General features: G+C 67.9%; 21 protein-coding genes and 2 pseudogenes. 17 read left to right on the forward strand and 6 right to left on the reverse strand.

Annotation, left to right across the window (positions count from 1 at the left end):
* Nucleotides 1-385: 385 nt before the first annotated feature.
* The 5 genes from AC07DC_RS31265 to AC07DC_RS31285 all read left to right on the forward strand — a co-directional run bounded on the left by AC07DC_RS31265 (nt 386) and on the right by AC07DC_RS31285 (nt 3,353).
* Nucleotides 386-679: a hypothetical protein gene (locus AC07DC_RS31265; protein ID WP_478917848.1), complete on the forward strand. Its 294-nt coding sequence runs from the start codon at nt 386-388 to the stop codon at nt 677-679.
* Nucleotides 680-698: 19 nt separating this feature from the next.
* The gene (locus AC07DC_RS31270; protein WP_478917849.1) at nt 699-956 is read left to right on the forward strand and encodes a hypothetical protein; all 258 of its coding nucleotides are present in this window, start codon (nt 699-701) and stop codon (nt 954-956) included.
* A 7-nt stretch (nt 957-963) separates the two neighbouring features.
* Nucleotides 964-1,161, forward strand: a complete 198-nt coding sequence (locus AC07DC_RS31275) for a hypothetical protein (RefSeq protein WP_478917850.1) — start codon at nt 964-966, stop codon at nt 1,159-1,161.
* A gap of 363 nt (nt 1,162-1,524) precedes the next feature.
* Nucleotides 1,525-2,061 carry an ArsR/SmtB family transcription factor gene (locus tag AC07DC_RS31280; protein WP_478917851.1) on the forward strand — a complete coding sequence of 179 codons (537 nt, stop codon included), beginning with the start codon at nt 1,525-1,527 and terminating at the stop codon, nt 2,059-2,061.
* Entirely contained in the window at nt 2,058-3,353 is a 1,296-nt protein-coding gene (locus AC07DC_RS31285; protein WP_478917852.1) for an MFS transporter, read from the forward strand. Before AC07DC_RS31280 ends, AC07DC_RS31285 begins: the two co-directional genes overlap by 4 nt.
* Before the next feature lie 16 nt (nt 3,354-3,369).
* On the opposite strand, the gene AC07DC_RS31290 is transcribed toward AC07DC_RS31285, so the two are convergent.
* Both AC07DC_RS31290 and AC07DC_RS31295 read right to left on the reverse strand, forming a co-directional pair.
* Complete coding sequence (locus AC07DC_RS31290) at nt 3,370-4,380, reverse strand: DNA polymerase Y family protein (RefSeq protein ID WP_478917853.1); 1,011 nt, start codon at nt 4,378-4,380, stop codon at nt 3,370-3,372.
* Between the two features lie 5 nt (nt 4,381-4,385).
* On the reverse strand, nt 4,386-7,838 hold the full coding sequence (locus AC07DC_RS31295; RefSeq protein WP_478917854.1) for a DNA polymerase III subunit alpha: 3,453 nt from the start codon (nt 7,836-7,838) through the stop codon (nt 4,386-4,388).
* 278 nt (nt 7,839-8,116) lie between these two features.
* Here AC07DC_RS31295 and AC07DC_RS31300 point away from each other — a divergent pair, with 278 nt between their 5' ends.
* The 9 genes and pseudogenes from AC07DC_RS31300 (at nt 8,117) to AC07DC_RS31340 (ending at nt 19,973) form a co-directional block, all read left to right on the forward strand.
* Nucleotides 8,117-8,938 carry a TnsA-like heteromeric transposase endonuclease subunit gene (locus AC07DC_RS31300; RefSeq protein WP_478917855.1) on the forward strand — a complete coding sequence of 274 codons (822 nt, stop codon included), beginning with the start codon at nt 8,117-8,119 and terminating at the stop codon, nt 8,936-8,938.
* A gap of 59 nt (nt 8,939-8,997) precedes the next feature.
* Nucleotides 8,998-11,181 (forward strand): transposase, encoded by a 2,184-nt coding sequence (locus AC07DC_RS31305; RefSeq protein ID WP_478917856.1) that lies wholly within the window; start codon nt 8,998-9,000, stop codon nt 11,179-11,181.
* Nucleotides 11,178-12,461 carry an AAA family ATPase gene (locus tag AC07DC_RS31310; protein WP_478917857.1) on the forward strand — a complete coding sequence of 428 codons (1,284 nt, stop codon included), beginning with the start codon at nt 11,178-11,180 and terminating at the stop codon, nt 12,459-12,461. Before AC07DC_RS31305 ends, AC07DC_RS31310 begins: the two co-directional genes overlap by 4 nt.
* A 3-nt stretch (nt 12,462-12,464) precedes the next feature.
* Nucleotides 12,465-14,384, forward strand: coding sequence for a TniQ family protein (locus AC07DC_RS31315; RefSeq protein WP_478917858.1), 1,920 nt, complete (start codon nt 12,465-12,467; stop codon nt 14,382-14,384).
* A gap of 289 nt (nt 14,385-14,673) precedes the next feature.
* Nucleotides 14,674-16,770 (forward strand): hypothetical protein, encoded by a 2,097-nt coding sequence (locus AC07DC_RS31320; protein WP_478917859.1) that lies wholly within the window; start codon nt 14,674-14,676, stop codon nt 16,768-16,770.
* 514 nt (nt 16,771-17,284) lie between these two features.
* Nucleotides 17,285-17,923: a nucleotidyltransferase domain-containing protein gene (locus AC07DC_RS31325; protein WP_478917860.1), complete on the forward strand. Its 639-nt coding sequence runs from the start codon at nt 17,285-17,287 to the stop codon at nt 17,921-17,923.
* An 815-nt stretch (nt 17,924-18,738) separates the two neighbouring features.
* Nucleotides 18,739-18,975: pseudogene (locus tag AC07DC_RS31330) on the forward strand (lytic polysaccharide monooxygenase); the annotation flags it as partial.
* A gap of 191 nt (nt 18,976-19,166) precedes the next feature.
* Entirely contained in the window at nt 19,167-19,664 is a 498-nt protein-coding gene (locus tag AC07DC_RS31335) for a hypothetical protein (RefSeq protein ID WP_478917861.1), read from the forward strand.
* 93 nt (nt 19,665-19,757) lie between these two features.
* On the forward strand, nt 19,758-19,973 hold the full coding sequence (locus tag AC07DC_RS31340; protein WP_478917862.1) for a hypothetical protein: 216 nt from the start codon (nt 19,758-19,760) through the stop codon (nt 19,971-19,973).
* Nucleotides 19,974-19,994: 21 nt separating this feature from the next.
* Here AC07DC_RS31340 and AC07DC_RS31345 read toward each other — a convergent pair whose 3' ends face one another.
* Nucleotides 19,995-20,552: a GNAT family N-acetyltransferase gene (locus AC07DC_RS31345; RefSeq protein WP_478917994.1), complete on the reverse strand. Its 558-nt coding sequence runs from the start codon at nt 20,550-20,552 to the stop codon at nt 19,995-19,997.
* Between AC07DC_RS31345 and AC07DC_RS31350 the strand changes: the two are divergent.
* Nucleotides 20,446-21,610: pseudogene (locus AC07DC_RS31350) on the forward strand (IS110 family RNA-guided transposase). The gene AC07DC_RS31345 and the pseudogene AC07DC_RS31350 overlap by 107 nt on opposite strands.
* Here the strand turns inward: AC07DC_RS31350 and AC07DC_RS31355 are convergent.
* Nucleotides 21,586-21,819, reverse strand: a complete 234-nt coding sequence (locus AC07DC_RS31355) for a hypothetical protein (RefSeq protein WP_478917995.1) — start codon at nt 21,817-21,819, stop codon at nt 21,586-21,588. The pseudogene AC07DC_RS31350 and the gene AC07DC_RS31355 overlap by 25 nt on opposite strands.
* A 674-nt stretch (nt 21,820-22,493) precedes the next feature.
* Between AC07DC_RS31355 and AC07DC_RS31360 the strand changes: the two genes are divergently transcribed.
* Nucleotides 22,494-23,339: a hypothetical protein gene (locus AC07DC_RS31360; RefSeq protein ID WP_478917863.1), complete on the forward strand. Its 846-nt coding sequence runs from the start codon at nt 22,494-22,496 to the stop codon at nt 23,337-23,339.
* The gene (locus tag AC07DC_RS31365; protein ID WP_478917864.1) at nt 23,340-23,972 is read left to right on the forward strand and encodes a hypothetical protein; all 633 of its coding nucleotides are present in this window, start codon (nt 23,340-23,342) and stop codon (nt 23,970-23,972) included. It abuts the gene before it with no gap.
* Nucleotides 23,973-24,472: 500 nt separating this feature from the next.
* Here the strand turns inward: AC07DC_RS31365 and AC07DC_RS31370 are convergent, their stop codons facing one another.
* Entirely contained in the window at nt 24,473-24,595 is a 123-nt protein-coding gene (locus AC07DC_RS31370) for a hypothetical protein (protein WP_478917865.1), read from the reverse strand.
* Between the two features lie 186 nt (nt 24,596-24,781).
* A complete protein-coding gene (locus AC07DC_RS31375; RefSeq protein WP_478917866.1) occupies nt 24,782-25,228 on the reverse strand; it encodes a LysM peptidoglycan-binding domain-containing protein in 447 nt (148 codons plus the stop codon).
* Nucleotides 25,229-25,257 lie beyond the last annotated feature (29 nt).

The raw sequence follows: 25,257 nt of genomic DNA on the forward strand, positions 1-25,257 counted from the left end.
CGGGCGTCAGGCGGCGGACCACCTCGCCCGGCAGGGCGTGCAGGTGACCGGGCAGCCGGTCGGGGCGGCCGCATGGCAGCAGGTGCCCTCGACGTACCTCGTCTGCGCCCGGGACCGGTACCCCGCCGCGCCTGCAGCGCGAGTTCGCCCGCCCCGCCGGCAGCGTCGTCGCACTCGACGCCGGCCACCACCCGTTCCTGTCCCAGCCCGCCGCGGTCCGGGACCTGCTGCTGAGCCGGTGACGGCGGCGACAAGATCATTCATGGAAACGCGGTCAGAGCCAGATTCAACGATCCCGATCACCGATGCCACCGGTTGGGCGGAGTGTGGCCGGCGGTGGGACGCGGTAGCTATTGATCCATGCACCCTCGGCCTGGACGCGCTGGTGGCGATGCGGGTCCGCACCCGCAGCGGCTACCCGGTCCTGGCCGACCTGCTGCGGGATGTGCTGTACGTGATGCTCGCGCCAGGCACCGGCCCGGCCTCCGCCGAGGTCCCGGGCGTTGGGGTGCTGTCCGCCGGCCGGTACCTGCTGATACCCATCACCGGCCACCGCAGCGTCTCGGCGCACTGGATCAGCGCCCCTCGAACCACGGATCCACTGCGCCTGGTCGATGTCCGCCGCCTCACGCATCACCTGCTCGCCCTCACCGCCACACACGAAAGAGCTGCCTCTTGACATCCTCGAAGGAGATTCGATGACTACCCGCACCGCCCAGGACAAGGCCGCCCGCGCGAAGCGGGACCAGCATGCGAGCGCGACCGGAGATGCGGCCGTAGCTGCCCTCAAGGCGGCGCTCGCCCGGGTCGACCTGGTCTTGCCGTCGCTGCACAGCGGGATGCCGGTCGATGGGACCGGTTATGTCGCCTTGGGCGGTTGCAGCGCGTCACTGGCGTCCCGGCTCGCCGAGGTCATCAACCTCGCGGCCGACGCTCTGCAGGCGCCGGGGAGGTGAGGGCGCCGTGGCCGCCGCGCCGCACACCGCGTGCACCGTGAAGAAGAACGACGTCGTGACCCTCGACGGCCGACAGCGCGTGGTCGACAATGTCCGCGACGACTTCTCCTGCCCCGCAGCACCCCGTATCGTCCTGGTCTTCACCGACGGCGGCTCCTACCGTGTGCACGCGGGCGCCGCGCTCGCCGTCGAACGCCCCGCGTAGGGGCCCGATCCCCCGTCCGGGCCCTCCCCCCGTGGGGCCGGACGGCACGAAGCCGCCGGTGCGGTCACCGCATTCCCCCCTTGCGGCCGCACCGGCGGCTTTTCTTGACATCCTCCCCGCCCTAAAGGGCGGAGATTCCCGGTTGGCTGCCGGTGAGTACCGGCTGGGCTTTCCGGTGGGTTCCCCGTTCGACGGGCCCTGCCGGGCGCGGGATTGCCGCTTCCGGTCTGACAGGCCCTCCGGGGGCGTTTAGCCTCTCCGCCTGTCCGGCGGCGAGGATCACACGAGCCGCATTGAGGTCACGGTCATGTTCGGTGCCACATTCCCTTGCGCAATGGTCAAGAATCCTTGACCATTGCGCTCATGCCTACCGATGATCTTCCCGAGACGTTTCACGTCACGACGGACGAGCAGCTACGCGCCGTCTCCAGTCTCACGCGCCACCGGATCATGGCCGTGCTCCGCTTCGAGCCGGCGACGATCACGCAGATCGCCGAGCGGCTGGGGCTCGCGAAGGGGAGTTCCAGCTATCACGTGCGGCTGCTGGAGCGGGCCGGCCTGGTGAAGGTGGTGCGGACGCGGAAGGTGCGGGGTGTCACCGAGCGGTACTACGCGATGGCCGCGCGGGCGATCGCGCTGCCGGATCCGGGCGAGGGAGGGCCGGATGTGCTGATGCGCCATGCGGTGGCGGACCTGGAGGCGTCGCCGGTGCAGGAGCGGCACGTGCGGATGGCGCATCTGCGGCTCACTGAGGAGCAGTTCGCGCAGCTGGGGGCGCGGCTGGAGGCGCTGGCGGACGAGTACCGGGAGCTGTCCGATCCATCGCTGCCGGACGCGTCACTCGTCTTCGCACTGTTCCACCCGACACCGCGCGAGCAGGTCGAAGGGGGCGCCAAGTGACCTCAGACGTTCCGACGTTGCCGACCGGGTTCGGACGGCTGTGGACCGCGCAGACGATCTCCTCGCTCGGTGACGGGGTGACGCATGCCGCACTGCCGCTGATCGCGTTGACGCTGACGCAGGACCCGATGGCGCTCGCGGTCGTCACGGCCGCCGGAACGCTGCCGTGGCTGCTCTTCGGAGTGCTCGGCGGTGCGCTGGTGGACCGCTGGGACCGCCGGCGCACCATGTGGGTCGCGGACACGGCACGTGCGGTGCTGCTCGCGATACCCGCGGCCGCGGCCGCGCTCGACGCGCTGAGCATTCCACTGCTCGCGGCCGTCGCCTTCCTGCTCGGCCTCGGCGGACTCTTCTTCGACACGGCCGCCACGGCCTATCTGCCGGATCTGCTCGGCCGCGACCCCGCACTCCTGGAGCGCGCCAACTCCCGCCTGCGCGGCAGCCAGACCGCCGCGTCCGGCTTCGCGGGACCGCCCGCAGGCAGTGCGCTGCTCGCACTCGGGCGGGCAATTCCGCTGCTCGCCGACGCCGTGTCGTTCGCGCTCTCCGCACTGCTCGTCCGCGCGCTGCCCGCCATGCCCCGGCCCGTGCCGGAGGTCCGCGAGTCGCTGCTTCGGCAGGCGCGGGCCGGCGCCTCGTACGTCTTCCGGGACCGGTTGCTGCTCGGGCTGGCGCTCCGCCCGGCGCTCGGGAACATCGCCTTCCTCGCTGTGGAGACCGTCCTCGCCCTCTTCGCGCACGACCGCCTCGGCATCGACACCTACGGCTTCGGCCTGCTCCTCACAGCGGAAGCCACCGGAGGCCTGCTCGGCGCGGGCATCGCCACTTTCCTCGGCCGACGACTCGGCACCGGCACCGCACTGACGTGCACGGCCGCGATCGAGGGACTTGCCATCCTGGGGCTGGCCGCCGCCCCGAACCCGTACGTGGCCGGGCTCGCGCTCGCCGTCTGCGGGGCCGGCATGGGCGCCACCATGGTGCTCGGGCCCTCCCTCCGGCAGTCCATCGTCCCCGGCCACCTGATGGGCCGGGTCGCCTCCACCTCCCGCATGCTGGCCATGTGCGCCGCCCCGTTCGGCGCCTTCCTCGGCGGCTGGCTGGCCACCACCTACGACCTACGCACTCCGCTCTACGCTGCCGCCGGCCTCCTCCTCACCATGACCGTCGTCACGGCGACCATGACCAGTAACCGCCGAGTCGATGCGGCACTGCGCGGCGCTGCCGCGCCCGGTTGCCCAGCTCACCCGGATTCCGAGCATGCCGTTCGGGAGCGTGCACCCGAGTTGTTGTGACGCTTCGCGCAAGGCGTCACCCCTCTCCATACCGGGAGGGCGCCAGGCTGGCCGGGCGTACGGCGCCGGGGCCAAAGCGGGCGTTGGCGCGGTCGATGGCCGGTTCGATGGCGAGGCGGTTCTCCCGGACCTGGTCCAGGCTCATCTCCTGCGTCGCGGTGTGGGCGGGGCGGAGTTGCTCGGCGCGCACGGTGAGGGATCGCACGCGGGCGCGCTGCAGTCCGAGCGCGGTGTACAGCCCGTACACGGCCACCCGAAGATCATCTCCATGGGCTGAGGCTTCAGGTAGGGATCGGGTTCTCGTGGTGGTCGATCGGTCGGCGTAGCGGGCGGTGAGGGACAGGGCGCCGGCGATCTGGGCCTGGGAGCGTAGGCGGGCGCCGAGTTGGTCACTGAGGCGGAGGAGGACGTGTCGGTGTTGGTCGGGGTCGAGTTCGTCGCGGTCGAAGTGGTGGTCGGCGGTGAGGGAGCGGGCGACCGGTTGTGGGGTGACGGGGCGGGGGTCGCGGCCGTGGGCGAGGTCGTACAGGGCCCGGCCCGTGGTCGCTCCCAGCAGCCGCTGGGTCGTGAGCAGCGGCGCATCGGCGAGGTCTGCGATGCGGTGCAGACCGTGCCGGGTCAATATCTTCGCGGTGGCCGGCCCGACGCCGGGCAGGGCACTGACGGGTTGCGGGCGCAGGAACATGGCGATCTCGTGCGGATCGTGGCTGATGACGGTGATGTCGCCGGGCGGCGTCACGGCGGCGGCCATGCCGGCCAGCAGCCGATTGCCCGCGATGGCGAGCGTCACCTGAACCCCGTGCAGGGCCACGACCCGTAGGCGGATCAGTTCCGCAATGTCGCGGGGGCTGCGGTCGAAATACCGCAGGGCACCGGTCAGATCCATCTGTGCACCGTCGGGTTCCAGGGCCTGCACGCGAGGGCTGATGTCCTGCAGGAGGTCCAGGAGGTGTTGGTACAGCTCGGGGTCGTCACGCGTGCGGCCATGGAAGTGCGCGTGCAGGATGTGGCGCTGTACTGGCTGCATGAGGGTCACCCGCCTGCGCTTCCCTGGCTGGTGTGGCCGAGTTTGGTGAGGTTCGCGGAGCGGGTGCCGGCGGGCTGCAGGTCGGCCCACGGGTGCAGGGCGGCGCCGCTGGTTCCGTTGGCGAGGGTGCGCTGCGGGGGCTGGGCGGGGGTGGGTTCGGGTCGGGTGGTGTCGCCCAGGAGGCGCAGGACGGCTTCGGGGCCGTGGTCGCGGCGGGCGGCGGCGAGGGCTTCGAGGTCCCAGACGCGGGTGCCGACCACGGTGCGGCGCGGTCCTCTGCGTTGGACGGTGCCGCGGACCAGGAGCAGGCCGCTGTGGAAGATGGTGTGGGCGCAGGCGGGGTGGGAGTCTTCGAAGAAGGCCAGGTCGACGAGTCCGGAGCCGTCTTCGAGGGTGACGAAGATGATGCGCTTGCCGGAGGCGATGGGTGGGGTCTGGGTCGAGGCGCGTACCCCGGCGACGAGGACGGTCTGGCCGGATTCGAGGGCGCCCAGGTGGGCGGCGTCGGTGGCGCCGACTTCGCGCAGCAGCCGGTGGTGGTAGTCCATCAGGTGCTGGCTGACGTCGATGCTGAGGGTTTCCAGCTCCGCGCCGAGGGCTTCGCGGCCGGTCATCTCGGGCAGGCCGCTGGGGGTGGAGCTGGTGCTGATGTCCTGCAGCGGCAGCTGACCGTCGCCCTGGTGGCCGCGGGCGTGGCGGTGGAGCTCGGCGATCTGCAGGAGCAGATCCCGGCGGGTCAGCGACCCGCGCAGGGTGTCCAGGGCGCCGACTTCCGCGAGGCGTTCCGCGGTCGGCCGTGCCGGGCGGGCGCGCTGCCACAGGTCCTGCAGCGAGGCATAGGGCTGGGCAGACACCAGCCGGGCCACCTGATCGTCACTGATGCCCTTGACCGCGGAGAACGCCAGCCGCACACCCCAGATGTCGTTGTCGGTCTTCTCCACGGTGTGGGTGGCCCCGGAGTGGTTGACGTCGACGCCGAGGACAGGAACGTTGTGGCGGCGGGCATCCGCGACGATCACCCGCTTCGGCCACATCCCCGGGTCGTGCTCCAGCAGCCCGGCGTACAGGGCGGCCGGATGATGCGCCTTGAGCCACGCGGACTGCAGCGCCGGCACCGCGAAGGCGACGGCGTGGGCGCGGCAGAACCCGTAGGCGCCGAACGACTCGATGATCTCCCACACCTCGTCCAGCACCGCCGGGGTGTACCCGCGGGCTCCGGCCTCCCGCAGGAACCAATCGCGAAGTTTCGGCAGCCGGCTCTTGTCGCCCAGGGCGCGGCGTGCGACCTCCGCCAGGGAGCGGTCGCAGCCGGTGAGGATCGCGAGCATGTCGATGATCTGCTCGTGCCAGATCGTCACCCCATACGTGTCGGCGAGCACCGGCTCGAGGTCTGGGTGCGGGTATTGGGGAGCGGCGCCATGGCGTGCGGCGATGTACTGGGCGGGCATGCCGCCGGCCACCGGGCCCGGACGGAAGAGGCTGATGTCGGCGATGACGTCCTGCGGGTCACGGGGCTGCAGCCGGGCCAGAAGATCTTGCTGGCCGGGGCTCTCCAGCTGGAACAGACCGATGGTGTCGGAGGCCTGGATCAGCTTGAACGCAAAGAAGTCATCCAGCGGCACCTGCTGGTTGTCATCGAGGTCGATGTGTTGGCCGGTGGTGCGTTGGATCTCGGTGACGGCGTGCGCCATCGCGGACTGCATCCGCACCCCCAACACATCCAGTTTGATCAGGCCGAGGTCTTCGACGTCCTCCTTGTCGGCCTGCACCATCGGGTAGCCGCCCGGGGTGGGTTGCACGGGGAGTCGGTTCAGGAGGGTGGCGTTGCTGACGATGACGCCGCACGGGTGCATCGCCATCCCCCGCGGCAGCGCGTCCAGGCCCTCGGCGAGCTCCCACAGCGGCCCGAACTGGCCCGCCACCGCGGCCAATTCCCGCAGTTCTGGCAGCTCGGCCATCGCTGAGGTGATGTCGCAGGCCCGGATGTGCGGAAAGGACTTCGCGATGCGATCCACCACGTGCGGGGCGATACCCAGAGCCATCCCGGTGTCGCGGAGCGCGTGGCGGGCCCGGTAGGTCTCGGGCATGCCGGTGACCGCGACGCGGTCGGTGCCGAAGCGTTCGATGATGCGGTCGTAGACATCCAGGCGGCGGGCGGACTCCACATCGATGTCGATATCCGGCAGCGAGGTACGTCGGGGGTTGAGGAATCGTTCGAACAGCAGGTGGTGTTCCAGCGGGTTGGCCGTAGCGATGTACAGGGCGTGGTTGACCATCGACCCGGCCCCCGAACCACGTGCGGCCACCCGAATGCCCATCTCCCGCACATCGGCCACCACGGCCGCCACGGTCAGGAAGTACGTGTCGTACTGCAAGCCCGCGATGACCGCGAGCTCCTCCTCAAGCCTCTGCACCGCGGCCGGGTCACGGTCCAGGCCGCGCCGGACCATGCCCGCCTCACACCGCTCCCGCAGCAACGCCGCCGCCTCCCCCGGGCCCGCCCCGGCGCCCACCACGGCCGGCTCGGGAAAGTGCGGGGTGCCCAGCCCCAGATCAGCCACCGGATCGACCCGGCACTGCGCCGCCGTGCGGGCGGTCTCCGCCATCAGCCGCTGCGCACGCTGCGGCCCGGCGCCCGCGGCTTCGGCGATGCGGTCGGCGGCCGCGGTCATCGATGCGGTGTCTTTCAGCCAGCGCTCCCCGGTGTCGAGGTGCCGGCGGTCGATGGGGCGCAGCAGGCGGGCGGCGTCCAGGACGTCGGCGAGCCGGTGCTGGTCGCGGTCGGCGTAGCGGACGGCGTTGGTGAGCACGGTAGGAATGGTGAGCCGGTCGGCCAGGGCCAGGGTGCGGCCGGCCAACCGCAGAGAACCGGGACCGGTGCCCTGCAGACCGAACCACACCACTTCCATTCGCAGGTTGTCACCGGCCAGGTCCCGCCACGGGGCGAGGAGCTGCTCGGCCAGGTCCTCACGGCCTGCGGTCAGGGCTCGGACAGGTTCGGAGACCGGGCCCAGCACAACCGTCAGCCCCTCCCCCGCGTACTGGGCCAGAGCCGACCAGGACACCACCGGCAAGCCCTCGACCGTCTCGGCGTACGCGGTGGAGATCAGACGGCACAGGCGCGCCCACCCGTCGACGTGCTGCGCCAGCAGCGTCACCCGCAAGGGCGCCTCCACTACGTGGGCACCACCGCGCACGGGGGTCCGACTACGAAGCCGTGCCTCGGTGGGGGCCTCGTGCTGGGGTGCGACGGCGATGTCGACGCCGAAGATCGGGCGGATGCCGTGGGTGTCGCAGGCCTTGGCGAAGCGTACGGCGCCGGTCACATTGTCACGGTCAGTGAGCGCCAAGGCACTCATGCCGCGCTCCGCCGCCCGGCGCACGAGGTGATCGACGTGCGCGGCCCCGTAGCGGGCCGAATAGCCCGACATGGCGTGGAGGTGCGTAAACGACGACATCCGCACCTCCAGTCCTCACCCACACGCCCTCCCCACCGGATGCACTCCGTCGCATCTCCACCATAACCCCCGGCCCGTACATTCGTTCGATTGATACTCTCCGTCGTCGCTTTCGCGTCGAGGTGGCTGTTGTGACCGTCCAGGCTTGTTGGCGGTTGTTCATCGAAGTTGGCGAGTTCTTGCCGCAAGCGATCACGTCGCGCTGAGTAACGAGCAGATGTGGTGATCTGCACCAGCGTCGGGTACGGCGGTGCTCCTGTTGACCCATGCGCGGAGTGATGAAGGCGAAGATCCGATCGGACTCATGCGGGCTGGAGCAGTTGATCGCGGCCTATGACGAAGGTTGCATTCGTGACCGGCTGGTGCTCGGGGATGGGTGGCCGCGCCGGTGGAGTGGGACGTGGCTGGTTGGTGAGGGTGAGGTGTCATGGCCGGTCCGTGACATGGGGTCCGTGCCGGTGTCTTCGTCGCAGCCGGTGCGGCAGTTCACGTGGCGGGCTCGGCAGGGGCACCGTCCGGGGCTGCAGTTCATGGTCTGCACGGGGCGGCATCACGGGTTCGAGTCCCTGGAGGAACAGAGGCTGCTGCTCGCGTTGGACTTCCTGGGGGTATCGGACGTGCTGCCGCAGCCGTTCTGCCTGGACTTCGAGCATAGGCAGGGCCGCAGCCAGCACATCCCGGACTTCCTGGCGGTACTGCCCGACGGCAGCCTGTGGCTGTTCGACGTCCGCCCGGGGAATCTGATCAAGGAATCTGACGCGCTGAAGTTCGCGGCCGCCAGGGAGGCGGCGGCAGCCTGCGGCTGGCACTACTCAGTCGTTACCGAGTGGCGCCCTCATGTCCACAGCGTTCTGGATCATCTGTCGTCCCAGCGCCGACCCTTGAAGGACCCCCTCGGGCTGCAGCAGCAGGTGGAGGGGGTGATCGGCTCGGGTCCGGTGACGTTCGCGGAACTGGCGGCGTCGACCAGCCTTCCGGTGGTGGCTCGCGCGCACGTCACGCACATGCTCTGGCATCGCCGGCTCGCGACTGACCTAGGTTGTCCGCTGGGAGACCGTTCGCTGGTCTGGCCAGGCTCTGCCACGCTGGAGTGCGGGTAGTGGGGGCCGGACGGGGGCTCCTGGGCCTGGCGCCAGGCTGCCGGATCCTGCTGAACGCAGTGGAGTGGACCGTCGAGTCGGTCGAGCCACAGCTCGGACGCTTCGTCCTGTCCCATGCTGACGGACAGGTCAAGTCGCGCTCGATCCGCTGGCTGATCAATCATCCCGACGCCCGGATGGCGAAGGAGGTGAAGGCAGTCGGTTCAGGGCACGGCACCCAACCTCGCGCCGTGGCCGATCTCACCCTGGAACAACACAGTCGCGCCCAGATCAGGGCTGAACACGTCCTGGAAGCAATGACGGGATTCCGCGGCGGCCACCCCTCGCGGGCTCAGCCCGGCGAGCCGAGGCCAGCCTATGACCCCGACCGGACGAATCTGACCGAGCGCCGGCTTGTGAAGGTCGCCGAGTTGAAGGCGATGCCTCCGCAGGAGGCGGACATGCTGGGACTGCGCTTCATGAGCCTGCGGACGCTGGAGCGCTTGTCAACCGCGACCGGCGAGAGCTTGCTGTTGGCCTGCGCGGACGGACGGTGGACCCGCCGGAGCGGCGGCCACCGAAGCATCACCGAAGAGGTCCGCGAGGCGATCTTCGCGGTGAAGAAGGAGTGCAAGGACCGCGCCCGCATCGGCATGGCGGCCAAGCATCGCCTTCTGCACCAGTACATGAAGGAGAAGTTCCCGCAGTTCCCGACCGAGAAGATCCCGTCGCGGCCGACTTTGTGGCGGGTCTGGCACGAGTGGTTCGGTCCCGGAGGCGGCAGGCAGCGCTATGAGCGGTCCGCGGATGAGGCTGAGGAGGCCGGCGTCGCCGGGCGGGTGGTGGTGCACCGGCCGGGCCAGGTGCTGGCCCTCGACTCGACTCCGATACCGGTGAAACTACGCGAAACGGTATTCGGGGACGCGGTCACTGCGACGCTGACCCTGGCTTTGGACCTCTATTCGCACTCCTTGCCGGCCTTTCGTCTGACGCTGCAGTCGGACACCTCGGTGGACGTCGCGATGCTGCTGCGGGACGTGATGCTGCCCCTGCCCATGCGTGAGGGCTGGGGCGAGGAGATGCAATGGCCCTACCCCGGGGTCCCGGCCGACATCATCGCCGAGTTCACCGGCTGTGGGGTTGCGGCCCTGCCGTTCTTCGCGCCGGAGACCGTGACCACCGACCACGGAAGCCCCTACAAAAACCACGACCTGGTGGACGCGGAACGCGCGCTGGGCTGCAACATCCTGCCCGCCCGCACCCTTCGCGCCAGCGACAAATTCGCCGTCGAGCGCGCCTTCTCCTCGATCAAGACGCTGCTGTTCGAGCACCTGCTCGGGTTCACCGGAACCGACGTCGCCGACCGCGGGGCAGACCCGGAAGGCGATGCGGTCTTCACCCTGGCCAGGATGGAACACCTGATCGCGAGCTGGATCGTCCAGATCTGGCAAAACCGCAAACTCGGAGAGTACGCGCCGGCCTGGGGGCCGGGTGAGGACCACAGTCCCAACTCGCTGTTCGCCGCGTCGATGCTCCAGGGCGGCTTCTCCCTGCAGATCCCCGAGCCGGAGCTCTACTACAAGGTCCTGCGCAAGCATCACGTGAAGATCCATCCGCGTCGCGGGGTCAAGATCCTCGGACTCTGGTATCACGCAGACGTACTCGACGAGCCCCGTTACCAGCTCCCGTCCGACCGAGGCGGAAAACACGCGGGCAAGTGGGTGGTCCGCAGTGACCGAAGGGACCGGCGCCAGGTCTTCTTCCAAGATCCCGTCGTCCACGACACCTGGCATGTCCTGCGCTGGAACGGTCTGCCGCCCGAGGGCGAGATCCCGGCCTTCTCGGACACGACTGCCGCGAATCTGCTGGCCTATGTCAAGGAGCACAAGCTCGGGCCGCGCTCGGACAAGGACCTGCTGCCGGTGCTGCTGCAGATCCTCAATTCCGCGACACCGGTCTCCCAGTGGCCGACACAGCCGCAGAAGCGGGAGCGCGCCGCGCGGTCGCGCGAAAGCAGCCGCGCGCAGGCCGCCGCCGCAGACCGGGCCGGGCATCGGGCCGCCGAGCCCGCGGCCTGGAGCGAGCAGTCCCGGACGGTCGCGAAGGCCGTCGACGCCTCCCGGCGCCAGCGGCGGGAGGCAGCCCAGCTTGGCGAGCCCGTCGCGCCGCCGCTGCTGGTGGACTCCCTGCGGCACCGCCGCCTGTTGCTGCTGCCAGACAGGCCCAACGGGGACGGCGATGACAGGTCGGAGGAGCACGGATGAGCAAGGACCCTTTGGCTGGCCTGCCGTCGCGGAGCCGGATCGCCGAGCTCATCCTGCGCAAGCACCCGCACCGCAACACGTTCGCCGGCTGGGAGCACTACCGCCTCACCCGCGGCCTGCTGGTGCCCGCGCCGATGCTGACAGCGGCCCAGTTGAGGGCGATCCCCCTGGATCGCGGGTCTGACTACGACCTCTACCGGCAGGTGACGAACGTGAACCTGCCGCTCCAGCAGACACCGATGCTGACCAAGGTCAACGAAGTGATCGACCGGCGTCTGCTGAGCAACCCGTTCATCCAGGACGACGCCACCCTGCCCGGGGTCATGGTCAGCGGCTTTGGAAACCACGGCAAGACCGCCGCCGTCTGCGCGCTGGCCGCCGCGTTTGAGGACTACTGGCTGGACCTGCACGGCCACCTCGATCCCGCGTCAGTCGAGGGCACCTGGGATCTGCACGCGCCCGTCGCCTACGTCTCGACGCCGGTCACCGCGACCCCCAAGAGCCTCTGCGAGTCGATCCTGAACTTCTTCGGCCCCGACATCCGCAAGATGACGCTGCCACAACTGCTGCGGCAGGTCGCCGACTCGTTGAGGGACCACGGCGTCATGGTCCTGATCCTGGACGACATCAACCGGCTCCGCATGCACCGCTCGGACGACCAGGACGTCCTGGACATGATCCGGGCCCTGATGGGCTGCGGGATCACCCTGATCCTGTCTGGCGTCAACATCCCCGGCACCGGCCTGCTGCGCGAGGCTACCTACGACCGCAAGACCAAGCAGTGGGTCCTTCCGCCGCTGGAGACCCACCGCGTCCACGGACTGGAGGTCACCCAGACCGAGCGCCGCTTCGACCTGGTCGAACTGGACCGCTTCCCCTACGGAACCCCCGCAGAAATGCAGCACTTCGTCAACCACCTCAAGGGGATCGAGGACCACTTGCGGCTGATGAAGGCCAAACCCGGCATGCTCACCTCAGGCAGCATGCCCGAGTACCTCTACGGCCGATGCGGGGGCGTCGTCGGCATCCTCGGCCGCCTGGTCAGGGACGCCGCCATCGCAGCCATGCAGAGCGGCAAGGAGAAGATCGACGAGGCACTCCTCGAGGGGATCATCATCGGCCGTGAGAATCCCGCCCACGGGATCGGCCAAGCCCCGGACGACACCGGTGAACCCGAAGCCCCCAGGCCGACGACCAACCGGACGAGGCCCCGCAAGGCCGGCAGGAACACAGTCTTCGACGACCACGGTCCGCAGCACTCCGATGAAGCCGCAAGTTGAGCGATGTCCCCGATCGAACCGCTGCCCAGGAGCCTGATCCCACTGCCCGGCGAGAGCCTGCACGGGCTGATCCTGCGGCTTTCTCATCGCCTGGGCCAAGCACCGGGCCACATCCTCTGGCGCACCGGCCTGACTCCGGGCAGGCGATCTATCGGTATCGCCCCGAAACGGCTGTTACTCATGCTCGACCCCAACGAACAGCAGAGATTCGCCGCCGCCACTCGCCTGGACCCCGAGACCGTCGACCAGCTCACCCTCCGGCCCTACTTCGCCACCCTCCCATCCACCGCTGAGGCCATAGCCCACCCCGGCCAGAACCCGCGGCAACGGTTCATCCCGCCAACGTGGCTGCTGTTCGCCAACCCGCGCCACTGCCCAAAGTGCCTGGCCGGAGACGGCAGCGGGATCCAACGCCGACACGGCGGCGCCTGGAAACTCCAATGGCACCTGCCGATCGTGTTCGCCTGCCTGGAACATCGGGTCTTCCTGCAGCACGGCTGCCCGGCCTGCCGCCAGCGCGGCGACAGCCTCGACCGCCGCATCAACACGCGGCTCATCGCCAGCCCCGGCACCTCCGGACTCCACCCGGCCCAGTGCAGAAGCAAGACCATCGAAGCGCGCCACGCCCCGGTCTGCCAGCACCGACTGGACTCCTTCGACCCGCCCCGCATCGAACTCCCGCCCGAGCTGGAACGACTCCAGCCCGAACTTCTCGCTCTCCTGGAAGACACCACCGATCCGAGCCGAAGCCTGGGCCGACTGTCAGACCTGCGTCACCTGTCAGCGATCATCTGCGCGACCTGGCCCCACAGCCGGCGCGGCGACCTCTCGCCAGCCGTGGCCAGGGCACTCTCCACGGACCTTCGCCATCCGGCCCAGCTCGGGCCCGACAGCAGGACCGGCCAGCACCGCTGGGACTCCGCCCCGCCCTCTGCCCCAGCAACGGCAGCGGTGCTGAGCATCGCCACCCAGCTGCTGAAACTGCCCCTGCGAGAGCTGCGGAAAGAACTCCAGGACCTGGCCAAACACGCTCCCTCAAATCTGGATCCGGCCTGGGGCAGGACCTGGAACCTACTGTCCCGCAAGCACTCGCCGATCATCGAATACGAGATCAAGCAGGCATTCCAATCCCAGCAGCCACGGATGCCTACCGGCGACGAGCCGGTCATTGCTCCCCGGCCACGCGGCTACCTTCCAGAACACATTCCGCAAGACCTGCCCGAGGAGTGGTTCGCCGTCCTCCGCGAAGCCTCCACTCCTCGCTCCCTCCCACGAAGTCTCAAGCTCCGCCGCATCGCCGCGGTCCAACTCGTCCAAATCGCCACCGGCCAGTCGATGGCCGAAGCGGCCGGCTTCCTGCAGATCCCCGGCGCCTGGTTCAACGGCCAGCCACGCCAACAACTGCCCCCGCTGAACATGGATCTCCGCACCGGCCCCTTCAATCTGACCAGGGCCTTTGAAGCTCTCGCCTCGCATATCAGCCAGGCCCCTGATCCGGTCGACTACAAGCAACTTCGCGAGCGGTTCGCGTCCTGGTCTCTGCCCCGCGAAGACTGGGCGGACCTGATCAGCGGTCTGCCTGGGGCGAAGCCCCACCGAGGCCTCAGCGAGACTCGGAGCCGGCTGGAGGAGTGCGCGTCTGCACTCGTTTGGTCGAAACTGACCGGCAGTGAGTGGCGTCTCGCCCCCACCATCGACCCGCTCACGGTCGGCGCCGCAGCAGCGCTCGCCCGTCGAAGTCCAGTGGGCGAGACGATGACGAGGCTCCTTGCCCGGCGGGACCCCTACGTCCGGTCCCTCGGAGCACGCCTGGATGAGTACGCAACCGGGCTCGCAGCCAAGGAAGGCAACCCTGCCAAACACTTTCGGGTGCGGCTCTTCCAGAGTGACCAAGGCGATCAAGCAAGGGTGCAAGTCTTTTGAGGGTGTCTGGCGCGAGCGTGACCTGCGGGTTCTTGACGCACCACGGCTACACCACGTCAGTGGCGCCGGGCCATACGGTGCCGACACAGCCGAATGAGTGCCGGGGAGACAGGCGGGCCGGTCGGCCGCGACGGCTCCGGCGCAGCGATGGACTCAATCCGTACAAAATCGCAGGTGGACGCAGAGCGCGCCTCTCCGACAGCAGTGGCCTTGGTGCACTCAGAGGGCAGTACGTGGGCGATGCGGGATCCCACTCGCGACTCAGGCATCTTGGACATACCGTCAGCTCATGACGCAAAACCCACCCGGCGGCGATGATGGGGTCTCAGGGTCGTCGCTGGAAGAAGAACTGCGTAGGCACGCGGCGTCCGGGGAGATGTTCGACCTCGAGCCGGGGAATGCGGTGGACAGGCGAGACATGCATACCTGGGGGCCTGAGCGAACCGTGTCTGCAGCGGTGCTGCGGGACCTGTTGGTCAACGTACAGCAAGAGCCTGTACACGCTAAGGGTGTGCGGCTGCGTGGGGCACGCATCGACGGCTCTCTCGACCTCGAGTCCGCCATCCTTCGTTGTCCCCTGGTCCTGGAAGACTGCTATCTGGGCTGCTCCGAACCACTCAATCTTAAGTTCGCCACTGCTTCTCAACTGAGCTTTGTCCGGTGCAACCTGGCGGGGCTTACCGGCGACATGCTCGTCGTCACGACATCATTCGATCTTTCTGGATCATGGTTTCTCACCGGCGTTGTGCGGCTTTGCGGTGCGCGCATTGCCGGTCGACTGACCTGCTCTGGGGCCGATGTCCGGGCTACTGACGACCGCGGGAACGCGCTGTTTGCCGAACTGATGACGGTAGGTGGCGATGTCCTCCTCGATGATGACTTCACATCGACCGGCGGTGTGAATCTGCGAGGTGCAGTTATCGGGGGGCAGTTAAACTGCTCTGGTGCCCAGATGGGTGTAGACATCGACCGGAACACTCTCGTCGCGGAGGGTGTGAAGGTTGGCAGCGACGTCTTCCTCCACAAAGACTTCACGGCGGCAGGCGCAGTCCGGTTTACTGGCGCGGACATCGCCGGCCAATTTAACTGCTCTAGCGCCCAGCTCAACGGTACGGATGCCGAGCATTGCGCACTTGTCGCCGAACTCGTCCACGTGCGCGGTCACCTACTGCTCAACGAGAACTTCAAGGCCGGCGGCGCCGTCCATTTGAACGGCGCGGTGATCGATGGGCAGTTGAGCCTCTCCGGCGCCCAGCTCACGGGATCCACTACCAAAGGCAACGCTCTGGAAGCCGACGGGATCAAGGTCGGGGGCGACGTCTTCCTCCACGGAGGGTTCAAAGCTGCCGGTGCGGTGCGGCTTCAGGATGCTGACATCACCGGTCAACTAGTCTGTTCCCGCGCCGAGATCACGGGCATGGACGCTGAGAGCTATTCTCTCGTTGCCGACGGAATCACTGTCGGTGGGCATGTTCTATTCAATGACGGCTTCAAAGCCCTGGGCACCGTGAAACTCTCTGGGGCAAGAATTAATGGCCACATCCTACTAGAACCCGCTGAACTAAGCGCTGCGAATGCGTTGGTGGCCCCCGGGATGCACGTCAGCCACGAATTTCGGTGGAAGCCAGCAACGCAGGTGACCGGTCTGGTCGATCTGGAACGGGCCTCGGTGCACCGACTTGTGGACTGTTGGGACGGTGATCACCCCAACGCCCACTGGCCACCACGTGGAAAACTGCGCCTGGTTGCTTTCACATATGAGACCTTCGGTGGCCCCTCTGCGGCAAGCGGGAAGCAGCGCCTGGAATGGATTCGCTGCAACCACGAGACGGCCAGCCAACTGAAGCCAGCGAGCTTCGCCTCCCAGCCCTACGAGCAGCTTTCCCGTGTTTACCGGCAGACCGGGCAGGACAATGATGCCCGCGATATCGCCATCGCCCGTCGCCAAGACTTGCGGAAGTACGGCGACCTCACCCTACTCCGCCGGGTCTTCAACTGGCTGATGGACAAAACCATCAAGTACGGCTACGAGACATGGCGCGCGGTTGCCGGGCTTGCTGCTGTCTACGTTCTCGTGCTTCTTGGTTCGTTGGTGGCCCAGCACTACGACACCGCAATCGTCCCCGCAAAGGACACCGCGAGGCTGTCGCCTGCGCCTACCGCGTCGAAGTGCACCAAGGACTATGCATGCTTCTACCCGGCGGCTTACGCCGCCGATCTGCTCGTTCCTGTCATAAATGTGCGCCAGGTGGAGAACTGGCGTCCCAACGGAGCCACCTCGTATGGCTGGCTGTACGTCAGCGGCGTGTGGATTGCCACCGGTCTGGGCTACATGCTGACAACCCTCATCGTCATCGGTTACACCGGTCTCGTTCATAGGGAATGACACGGTAGCTCAGCATGCCTACCTCGGCATCCACGGCTTCACCCCTAAGCACCCGCTCAAGCCCGGCGCTCAACGCGATATACAGCGGGGCGCCACGGGCGGTGCCACAGGCACGAGGCCAGCCAGGGCCTGAGGCAGCCAGGGAGCCGCACTGCCGCGGGCTCCGGCCGCATCTCGATCACCGGTTGGTGTACAGGGGTGCAGATCCTTTGAGGGTTTGATCCACCTGCGATTTTGTACGGATTGAGTCCATCGCTGCGCCGGAGCCGTCGCGGCCGACCGGCCCGCCTGTCTCCCCGGCACTCATTCGGCTGTGTCGGCACCGTATGGCCCGGCGCCACTGACGTGGTGTAGCCGTGGTGCGTCAAGAACCCGCAGGTCACGCTCGCGCCAGACACCCTCAAAAGATCTGCACCCATCAAGCAACGAAGTCGTATCCGTCGTGGTAGTGGGCCTGGCTCCGGTGCCTACAAAAGGCCGTACCCGGGTCAGGTTGCGGCAGTAAGTTGTGCCGATGACCGAATCCCTGCCGCCGGGCGGCGCTGTGCTCGATGTGGACGAACTGGAGGCCCGCTGGGCGGACGCCTGGCGTCCGGAACAAGTCGCGGAGCGGTTGGATGGGGTCGATGCGCCCTGGTTCATCGCTGCGGGGTGGGCGCTGGATCTATTCCGCGGGAAACAGTCGCGGCCGCACGGTGATCTGGAGATCGCGGTGCCTGCGGCGGGATTCCCGGAGATTCGGCACCGCTTCCCCGAGTACGTGTTTGACGCGGTGGGGTCGGGACGGGTCTGGCCGGGGGCGGGAGCTGAGGAGCTAGCGGCCACGCACCAGACCTGGCTGCGGGATCCGGCGAGCGGTCAGTTCCTGTTTGACGTCTTCCGCGAGCCGCACGAGAGCGAGACGTGGATCTGCCGGCGGGACGAGAGGCTGCGGCTACCGTACGGCGCGATCATTGAGCGAACGGCGGACGGGGTTCCGTACCTGGTACCGGAGTTGGTACTGCTGTTTAAAGCACAGGCGCCACGACCCAAGGATCAGGCGGACTTCCACGGGGTGCTGCCGCTGCTCGGCCGAGCGCGGCGGGAAGTCCTTAGTGGGTGGCTGGAGCTCGTGCATCCCGGGCATCCGTGGCTGGCGGAGCTGGCGGGATGAGTGGCACGGGCCGCCAGCTGGGTGGCCGAGCTCGTCCTGATCGTGCTGCGGGGCCGATCGATCCAACGTGGCCGCGCCGTCACAAGTCAGGCCGATGTGTGCGAGCGGGCCGGACGGATACGGCCTCATGGCTTGATCGCCCTTGGTCACCCTGGAAGAGCATCCAACACTTTCCGTGACCAAACACTTTCCGTGACCCAAGAAGCCCCTTCCTCCGCCAGCTATCGCGAACAAGACCCGCCAACCCGCGTGAACAGAAACCGCGCGAGCAGCGAAGCCACCCCGCCTCAATCGCCAACAACCGCGAACGGTCACAGCTGTGGCCGGGCTGGACGGTTGGCGAAGGAGCGCAGAGTTGCCGCACTGGCGAAGCGTCGCGCTCAGCCACAGCACGTGACTGCGCGCGAGGCGAGCAGAGGCGAAGAACACAACCTCCATGCCATCGGGGCGGCCGCCGAGCGCCGATGCGCTGCCTGGTCCGACTTGTGTGTGGCGTGCGGGTGGGCCGGTTTCCGGCCTGGGACTGCTGCCGTCTGGCCGAGATCCGCATATCGCGGTGTGCGGTGTGTTGTCTGATCGCTACCGTCCGTCAGGAAGAGCGGCGACCTGGCCTGTAAGAACGGTTGCTCGGCAGGTCGGATGGCATCTGCTGAAGGAGACGTCATGGAGATCTATGAGGGTCAGGGTCGGACGTTCATCAATCCGGAGTCGCGGCAGGCGAGGTACCTCATGCCGAGCCAGGTCAGCAGCGTGCGGGCGGCAAGTTCATCGCGGAGAAGAGCGGAGGAGTCAGCGACCGAGATGCGCCGAGTGACATCGTCAACCGTGAGTCTCCCCAAGACGGACAGCTGGCGAGCGCGAGCAACCCCTTCGCTTCCAAGCTCGACGGGATCCGGGACGAGTACGGCAACGAGTGGCCCACCACCCCGGTGACCAGCGGCCAGCCGCTGACCGTTGAGTTGCAGTTCGGCGGAGTCAAGATCCGCAGGGTCGCCGCCTACCTCACCAACACCCACTGGGACAACCTCCAAGTCCTGACCCGCGGCGAGCTCGACCTGACGTCTACAGCGATGCCCCTCTCGACCTGGCCCGGTTCTGGGCTGCAGGGCTGGTGTGACCGGTGCTTGGGGTACTCGTGCTGCTCGTCGGCGGGAGTCCGCGGGGAAGATCGTTCGTCAGCACGGTCGCGCCTAGGTCGAAATGTGCAAGAGCAGGATCATCTCGTGCAAGGGATCATGTGTGGGTGTCACCGATCGAAGCAGCCGCCAATGACCTGCAGGACCTCGCCGTTCTCTGGAGTATTGGCGAGGCCCGCGCGCACGATGTCGTTGAGGCCGCCTGCGCAGCACTCGTTGCCGGACTCGACGGCTCCACACTCCGCATTCTGGCCGGATGCACCCGCGCCGAGGCGGAGTACGACGTACCCGAACTGCTTCCCGTCGTACTCGATGAGCTGGACCTTGTGTTCTACCCGCGCGACGGCGAGGCCGTGCAGGAAGCTGCCGTGCGGGCGCTCGCGCACCAACTGCTGGCGGGCAAGGTGACGCCGCGAGAGCTTGCCTTGCGTATCCACCACCGGTTCGGTCATCAACTGCACCTGGCCGAACGTCTTGCCGAGCTCGATGACGAGTACGACATCGTCGAGTACGGAAACAGGACGTTGGCCCAGCTCGATGCCGAGGTCACGGCCGAAGCGCGGCGTCTGGCGTACGACCCGCCCGGGCACAATCGACTTTCGTAGCGATCGGGCCCTGCGCAAGCGGCCGACAGCAGAAGCAGGGAGCTGAACTGTCCGGTTCTTACTCGCTGCGGCTCGTCAAGCCTCTACGATCCGGTGCATCTGGATCCCGAATTGCTGGAACGGATCACCCGCGGCGCGTGGAACTGGACGAACTCGAAACAGCTGGCCAAGCGACTGGCGGAGGTGTGGGTCGAGCGGGACGAACTCGCCTTCGCCGAGCAGCTCGCCGGCGAGCGCGCCTCGGCCGCGCCGTCGCCCGGGCGGACAAGCGGTGATGCTAAGAGGTCGCCTCGTTTGGTGCTGAAGTGATGGGAGTTGGGCTCGATCGGTTCAGGTATTCAGGGCTGGCAGTGCCGTTGAGGGGTGACGTGGGCGGTTCAGCCGCCAGACCACGTCGATCCCGCTGTCTGAGGGGGCTGCGGGCGGCGTTACCTGTTCGCGCCTGACTTCGGTGAAGCCCAGCCGTTGCGGTATCGCGCCGCTGGAGGTGTTGGCCAGGTCGTGCGCGATTTCCAGGTACTCCACGTCCGGTAGTGAGAATGCCTCGGTGATCATGGCCGCTGTCGCTCTCGTGGCGATTCCCTGGCCGGTGGCGGCGGGGTGCAGCCAGTACCCCATGATCCGGCCCTGAGGTTCGGCCGCCCGGCGGGTTGAGCACATGCCGATGAGCGTGTCGTTCTTGGCGATGGCGTAGTTGTACGCGTCACCGCGGTCCCACTTCGCATGGGACCTCGCAAGGAAGTCTCGGGTGCTCTCCTGGCTGTGACGTGCCGCCCACGGCATCCAAGGGCGTAGGTGGTCCAAAGACTCCTCGATCAACCTGAACGCCGCCTCGAGATCGCCCTGTCCCCGCCAGCGTCGCAGGGCGAAGTCCCCGCACTCGATGATCTGTCTCGGCCGCCCCATAGCGGCCATGAATATCCCGCAGAACGGCTCACTGCAACGGGATATGGTACGACTGGTGGGGCCATCTGCCTGGCAAGACGGCGGTAGCAGATCCGGTGAGGCCAAGACGGACGCGAAAGACGCGTTCATCATCGCCGATACGGCCCGCGCGATGCCGCACACGCTGCGGGCGATCGACGGCGAAGGACGAGACAATCGCCAAGCTAGAGATGGTCGTCGGGTTCGACGACGACCTGGCTGGCGAAGCGACCAGGGTCGCGAACCGGCTCCACGGCCTGCTGACCCAGATCCATCCGTCGCTGGAACGGGTGCTGGGACCACGGTTGCATCACCCGGCCGTCCTCACCCTGCTGGAACGGTTCGGCTCACCGGCCCAGATACGCAAGGCCGGCCGACGGCGGCTGGTCACCCTGCTTCGGCCGAAGGCGCGCCAGATGGCCGAGCGTGACCGAGGAGATCTTCGCCGCCCTGGACGAGCAGACCGTGACGATCCCGGGCACTGAGGCGGCCGCCCTGATCGTCCCGAGCCTGGCCGCCTCGCTGACGGCCGTCCTCGACCAGCGCAAGCTGCTGGCCGGGCGGATCGAGGAACTCCTAGAGGCTCACCCTCTTTCCAAGGTCCTGACGTCGATGCCGGGAGTCGGCGTCAGGACCGGTGCCAGGATCCTGATCGAGGTCGGTGATGGCAGCACATTCCCGACCGCTGGCCACCTCCCCGCCTACGCGGGTCTCGCCCCGGCCACCCGGAGCTCGGGCTCCTCGATCCGCGGCGAACAGCCTTCCCGGAAGGGAAACAAGCACTCAAACGAGCTTTCTTCCTCTCCGCGTTCGCTGCCCTGGCCGACCCGGCATCTCGGGCCTACTACGACAAGAAGACCGCGCAAGGCAAGCACCACACCCAGGCTCTGCTCTGCCTGACCAGGCGTCGGGCCGATGTCCTGTTCGCCATGCTCCGCGACGGAACCCTTTACGAACCCAGCCCGCCGCGGCCAGGTGAGGAGTCCAGACCGCTCGTTCAGTCCTCCGGCCGAAGCCTCTGACGAGCGGCCTCGAGCCGCTGGTCATAATCGGATGCGAACAGTTCGGGAAGCGCCTTGTCGAGCGTTCCGGAGATCCGATGGATCGGCGCCCAGACCGCCGGATCATCTACAACCCGACTGAGATCCGTCATCTGGAGTTCCTCCAGCCAGTGCGACAGCACCAGTGCCTCGTCACTCGTGAGCTTGATCGTCACCTGGCTATCACACATGCACACCTCCACGGTTCGGCTCCACTCTCGACCACACGAAACTACTGGCCTTCGACCTTGACCAAACACGTAGGGGCACCCCCACAACGCATCGCGATCCTCATCGACCGTCGGAGTTGGTCGCCGGCAGTCGGCGGTTGATCCGATGCGTTGGGTGGGCTGGCTCACCAACGTCGACTCCAGCTCTGGTTCGAGCCACTCGCCGGCAGTGTCACGTAGAAGGAATGACGTCCCGAAGACCAGCTCCGCAGCACGATGATGACCGCGGCGGCCTGTCACAGGTCGGCTCGTGGAACTGGACATTCGTGACGCCGGTCCGCTGGATGTACCGGATGTACCGGATGTAGAGGCTGGCCCCAGCGCGGGCGGCATCGCGGCAGCGACGGTGGCTTCGCAGAAGGCACCCGCCCCGTCGGCGATGCCGACCTCGGGTCGACTCGATCGGACGGCCTTCACCGCTGCCATCAACCGGGGTCACCGCGCGGCGCGCGGACCTGCACTGAACCTTGGGCAATTTCACCCGTTCAGCCGCTTGCGGATAGCTGGGTCCGGTGCTTCGTGTGACCGTGGAGACAAGGGGGGTCGGTGCGCCGGAGAGGTGCGCCCACTGGGTCGAAGGTGACAATCGGGCATGTGCTCCCACCCCGGGAGCATGTGCCGTGAGCGGGGCGGCGATGTCCGAGGAACTGTGGTCGAACAGGCTGGCCGGGCCGGTGGGGCTTCTGGCCGCCCTCGCGTCCCTGGTGCTCATGCTCTGTGCGTCGCCGAGCCGCGCGCAGAGCGGGAGCCCCACCCCCATCCCTACCCCCACGCCCACCTCCACCTCCACCTCCACCTCCCTCCCCAGCCCGACCGCGCGCTCCCAGCCGGTGCTGTCTCTGGCACCCGACACAGGGATCCCGGGAACAGCGGTCGTCGTGTCCGGCACGGGTTTCGGCCCGTGCGCGGCGTCGGGGGTCTCGCTCTCCTGGGACGGCGTCCAGTCGGCATACGCGCCGGTCGATGCGGCCGGCGCCTTCAGCATCCGGCTGGCCGTCCCGACGGACGCGTCCGTCGGGCAACACGAGGCGGGGGCGGACTGCAACGGCGAGGCCTACGACTCCAAGCCCTTCACGGTGGTGAGTCCCGCCTCGCCGGCGCCCGCGGTGACCGATCCGCCGCCCCCCGCGACACCCGATTCGGAACAGCCCGCGCAGTCCGATCAACCCGTCGTGACCGACTCCTCGTCACTGCCGGCCGGATTGACGGTTCCGGCCTCCGGAGGGGGCTCTTCCCCGGGTGTCGTGTGGGCGGCCGGGGTCGCGGTGCTCGGTGGCCTGCTCCTAGTCGGTCTGCTCGTCTACGGAGGCCGCTTCAGACGGGGACCTCACTGGGCTCGTGATCATGTGCGTCCCGTTCTGCGACCCGGCGCCGCCTGGGTCGGAGTGCAGGAGGCGGGCGGTGGTTCCGGGCCGACCTGGACGGTGCGCGTGGAGCCCCGGTCAGACCCGGGCAAGCAGACCATCGAGGAGGTGGAGTGAATGACCGACGTCCTGCCACAACCCGCCTCCGTGCGCGAACTGTTGTTCGGCGCAGACGAGATCGGCGCGGAGGACACGCTCACCGGGTCGCTCCGTGACCGTGGCGTGGCCGCCATGATCGCGCATCAGGTCCACGGGCTCACCGGCGCGGCCGGGAAGGCCGTCGAGAGCGAGGTGGCCACGGTCGTGAACGGCTTCCTGAGCCTCGACCTGATCGACCTCGCGGTGGCCGGCTGGTCCAAGCACGCCGCGATGACCGCGGCCGCTCGTCGCACCCTTGCCTCACCCGGGAGCGAGGAGCTCGTCGCCCTGGCAACCCACCGCATCACGTCGAGCCACCGTCCGTCGGTGGACCTCTGCGTGGACGGCGTCAGGGTCGGCGTCCTCAACGTGGCGCTCACCGTCGCCTTCGACATCGAAGGGCTCGTGGCCGTCGTCCGGCAGGCCCGGCTGGCCTCACTGCGGTGCGGTACGTGCACGGCGACCGGGAGCCTCGCGCTGGAGGAGTCTGTCGTGGCCCACCGGCGCTGCCGGGTGGATCTCCCCGGCGCGCTCGGGCTCGGGGCCGGTCTGCCTCTCCTCCCCGCCGGGGAGACGCAGGCGCGGCCCGCCAGGTCCGCCCGTCGGGCCTAGGACGGCGCGCCTGGTGCATTGCCCGAGACGACACCCGGAAAGGTCCAGTCCCCGGGCGGGATGCGCAGGACTGCCGGCGACAGCAAGGGCGGATGGCTGAGGACGTTCGATTCGGCCACCGCCAACTCGATGTCCGGGTGCGCAATTCCGCCGATCTGGCAGTCACACGCATCCGCCTTCGAGACGTCACAGTGCTCCGCTCTGGGAGTGCCTCGCGTCTGGGAGTGCCTCGCGTTGATGACAGCGTCGTCCGACCGAAGAGATGGTGCCGGTGGGCAGCTGCGATCCTGCTCTGCCCCCTGGCAGGACGAAACCCCACAGCACGGCCGGCAGATCGATCGTGTGCTGCGAGAGAGCGAGCCAAGGGGGGTTCAAGTACCAGGTCCCGGTAACGGCCGGGAGGCATCGCCTTCCGGCCGTTACCGCGTCCCACTGCGCAGCCATGCGCGCCGTGAAGATCGATCCCTCAAGACGCCGGCCACCAGCGCCAGCCAAGCCGGCTACCCGGTCTCACACAGCGTCAGCAGCGCGCCGGTGTGGAAGAGCATCGCTCGGATCCCATCCGACAGGCACAGGGCGACCGAGTTGCCCGTGCCGGCTCGCCGATCCGCTGCGCCGGTCATGACCGTTCCAACGGTTGCGGCTCAACTCAGCTTCGGCCCGAGACCGCTGGCCGCTGACGTCGAGGCGGAGGAGACCGCCTGTCTGGCGGCACCTCATCGCCCACCCAACGACCGTTGTCGACGCGTGATGCATCGTGCGCGTGAACCGAGGTGGAATTCGGTTTCAGGACCTCGGCGGTCTCGGACTCAGTCCGTGCCAGGGTAGGGAACTTCAAGCCGGTCCCACGATGTGGGCCCCGGGATGCCATCGGCGTCCGCGCCGCGGTAACCGAGTGTTCGCTGCCACATGGCGTAGGACTCGCGGTGTTCCTCATTCCACTGCGTCTGGGGGCCGTCCGGCCCGTAACACGAACACCCCACCTGGATCAGGCGATAGCCCATCATTCCGATGATGGGGCTGTTCGGCCCGCTCAGGAAGAAATCCTTGCCCGGGAACTCAAGGAATCGCCCTTCTCCCATCTCACCTTTCCGCACGAGGAGCCTTTGCCCGATCTTGATGATGTTCGCATCCGGAATGTGGTTCCAGATCTGCAACTGATCGACGGTGGTTCCGTACCGTGCTGCGATGGTGGAAAGCGTGTCGCCTCCCACGACGGTGTAGTACATGTCCTGCGTTCTCTCTTGTGTGCTCATGCCTTCTATGCTAGGGGAATCCAGCGAGG

This window comes from Streptomyces sp. NPDC045021 (genome assembly GCF_056432645.1).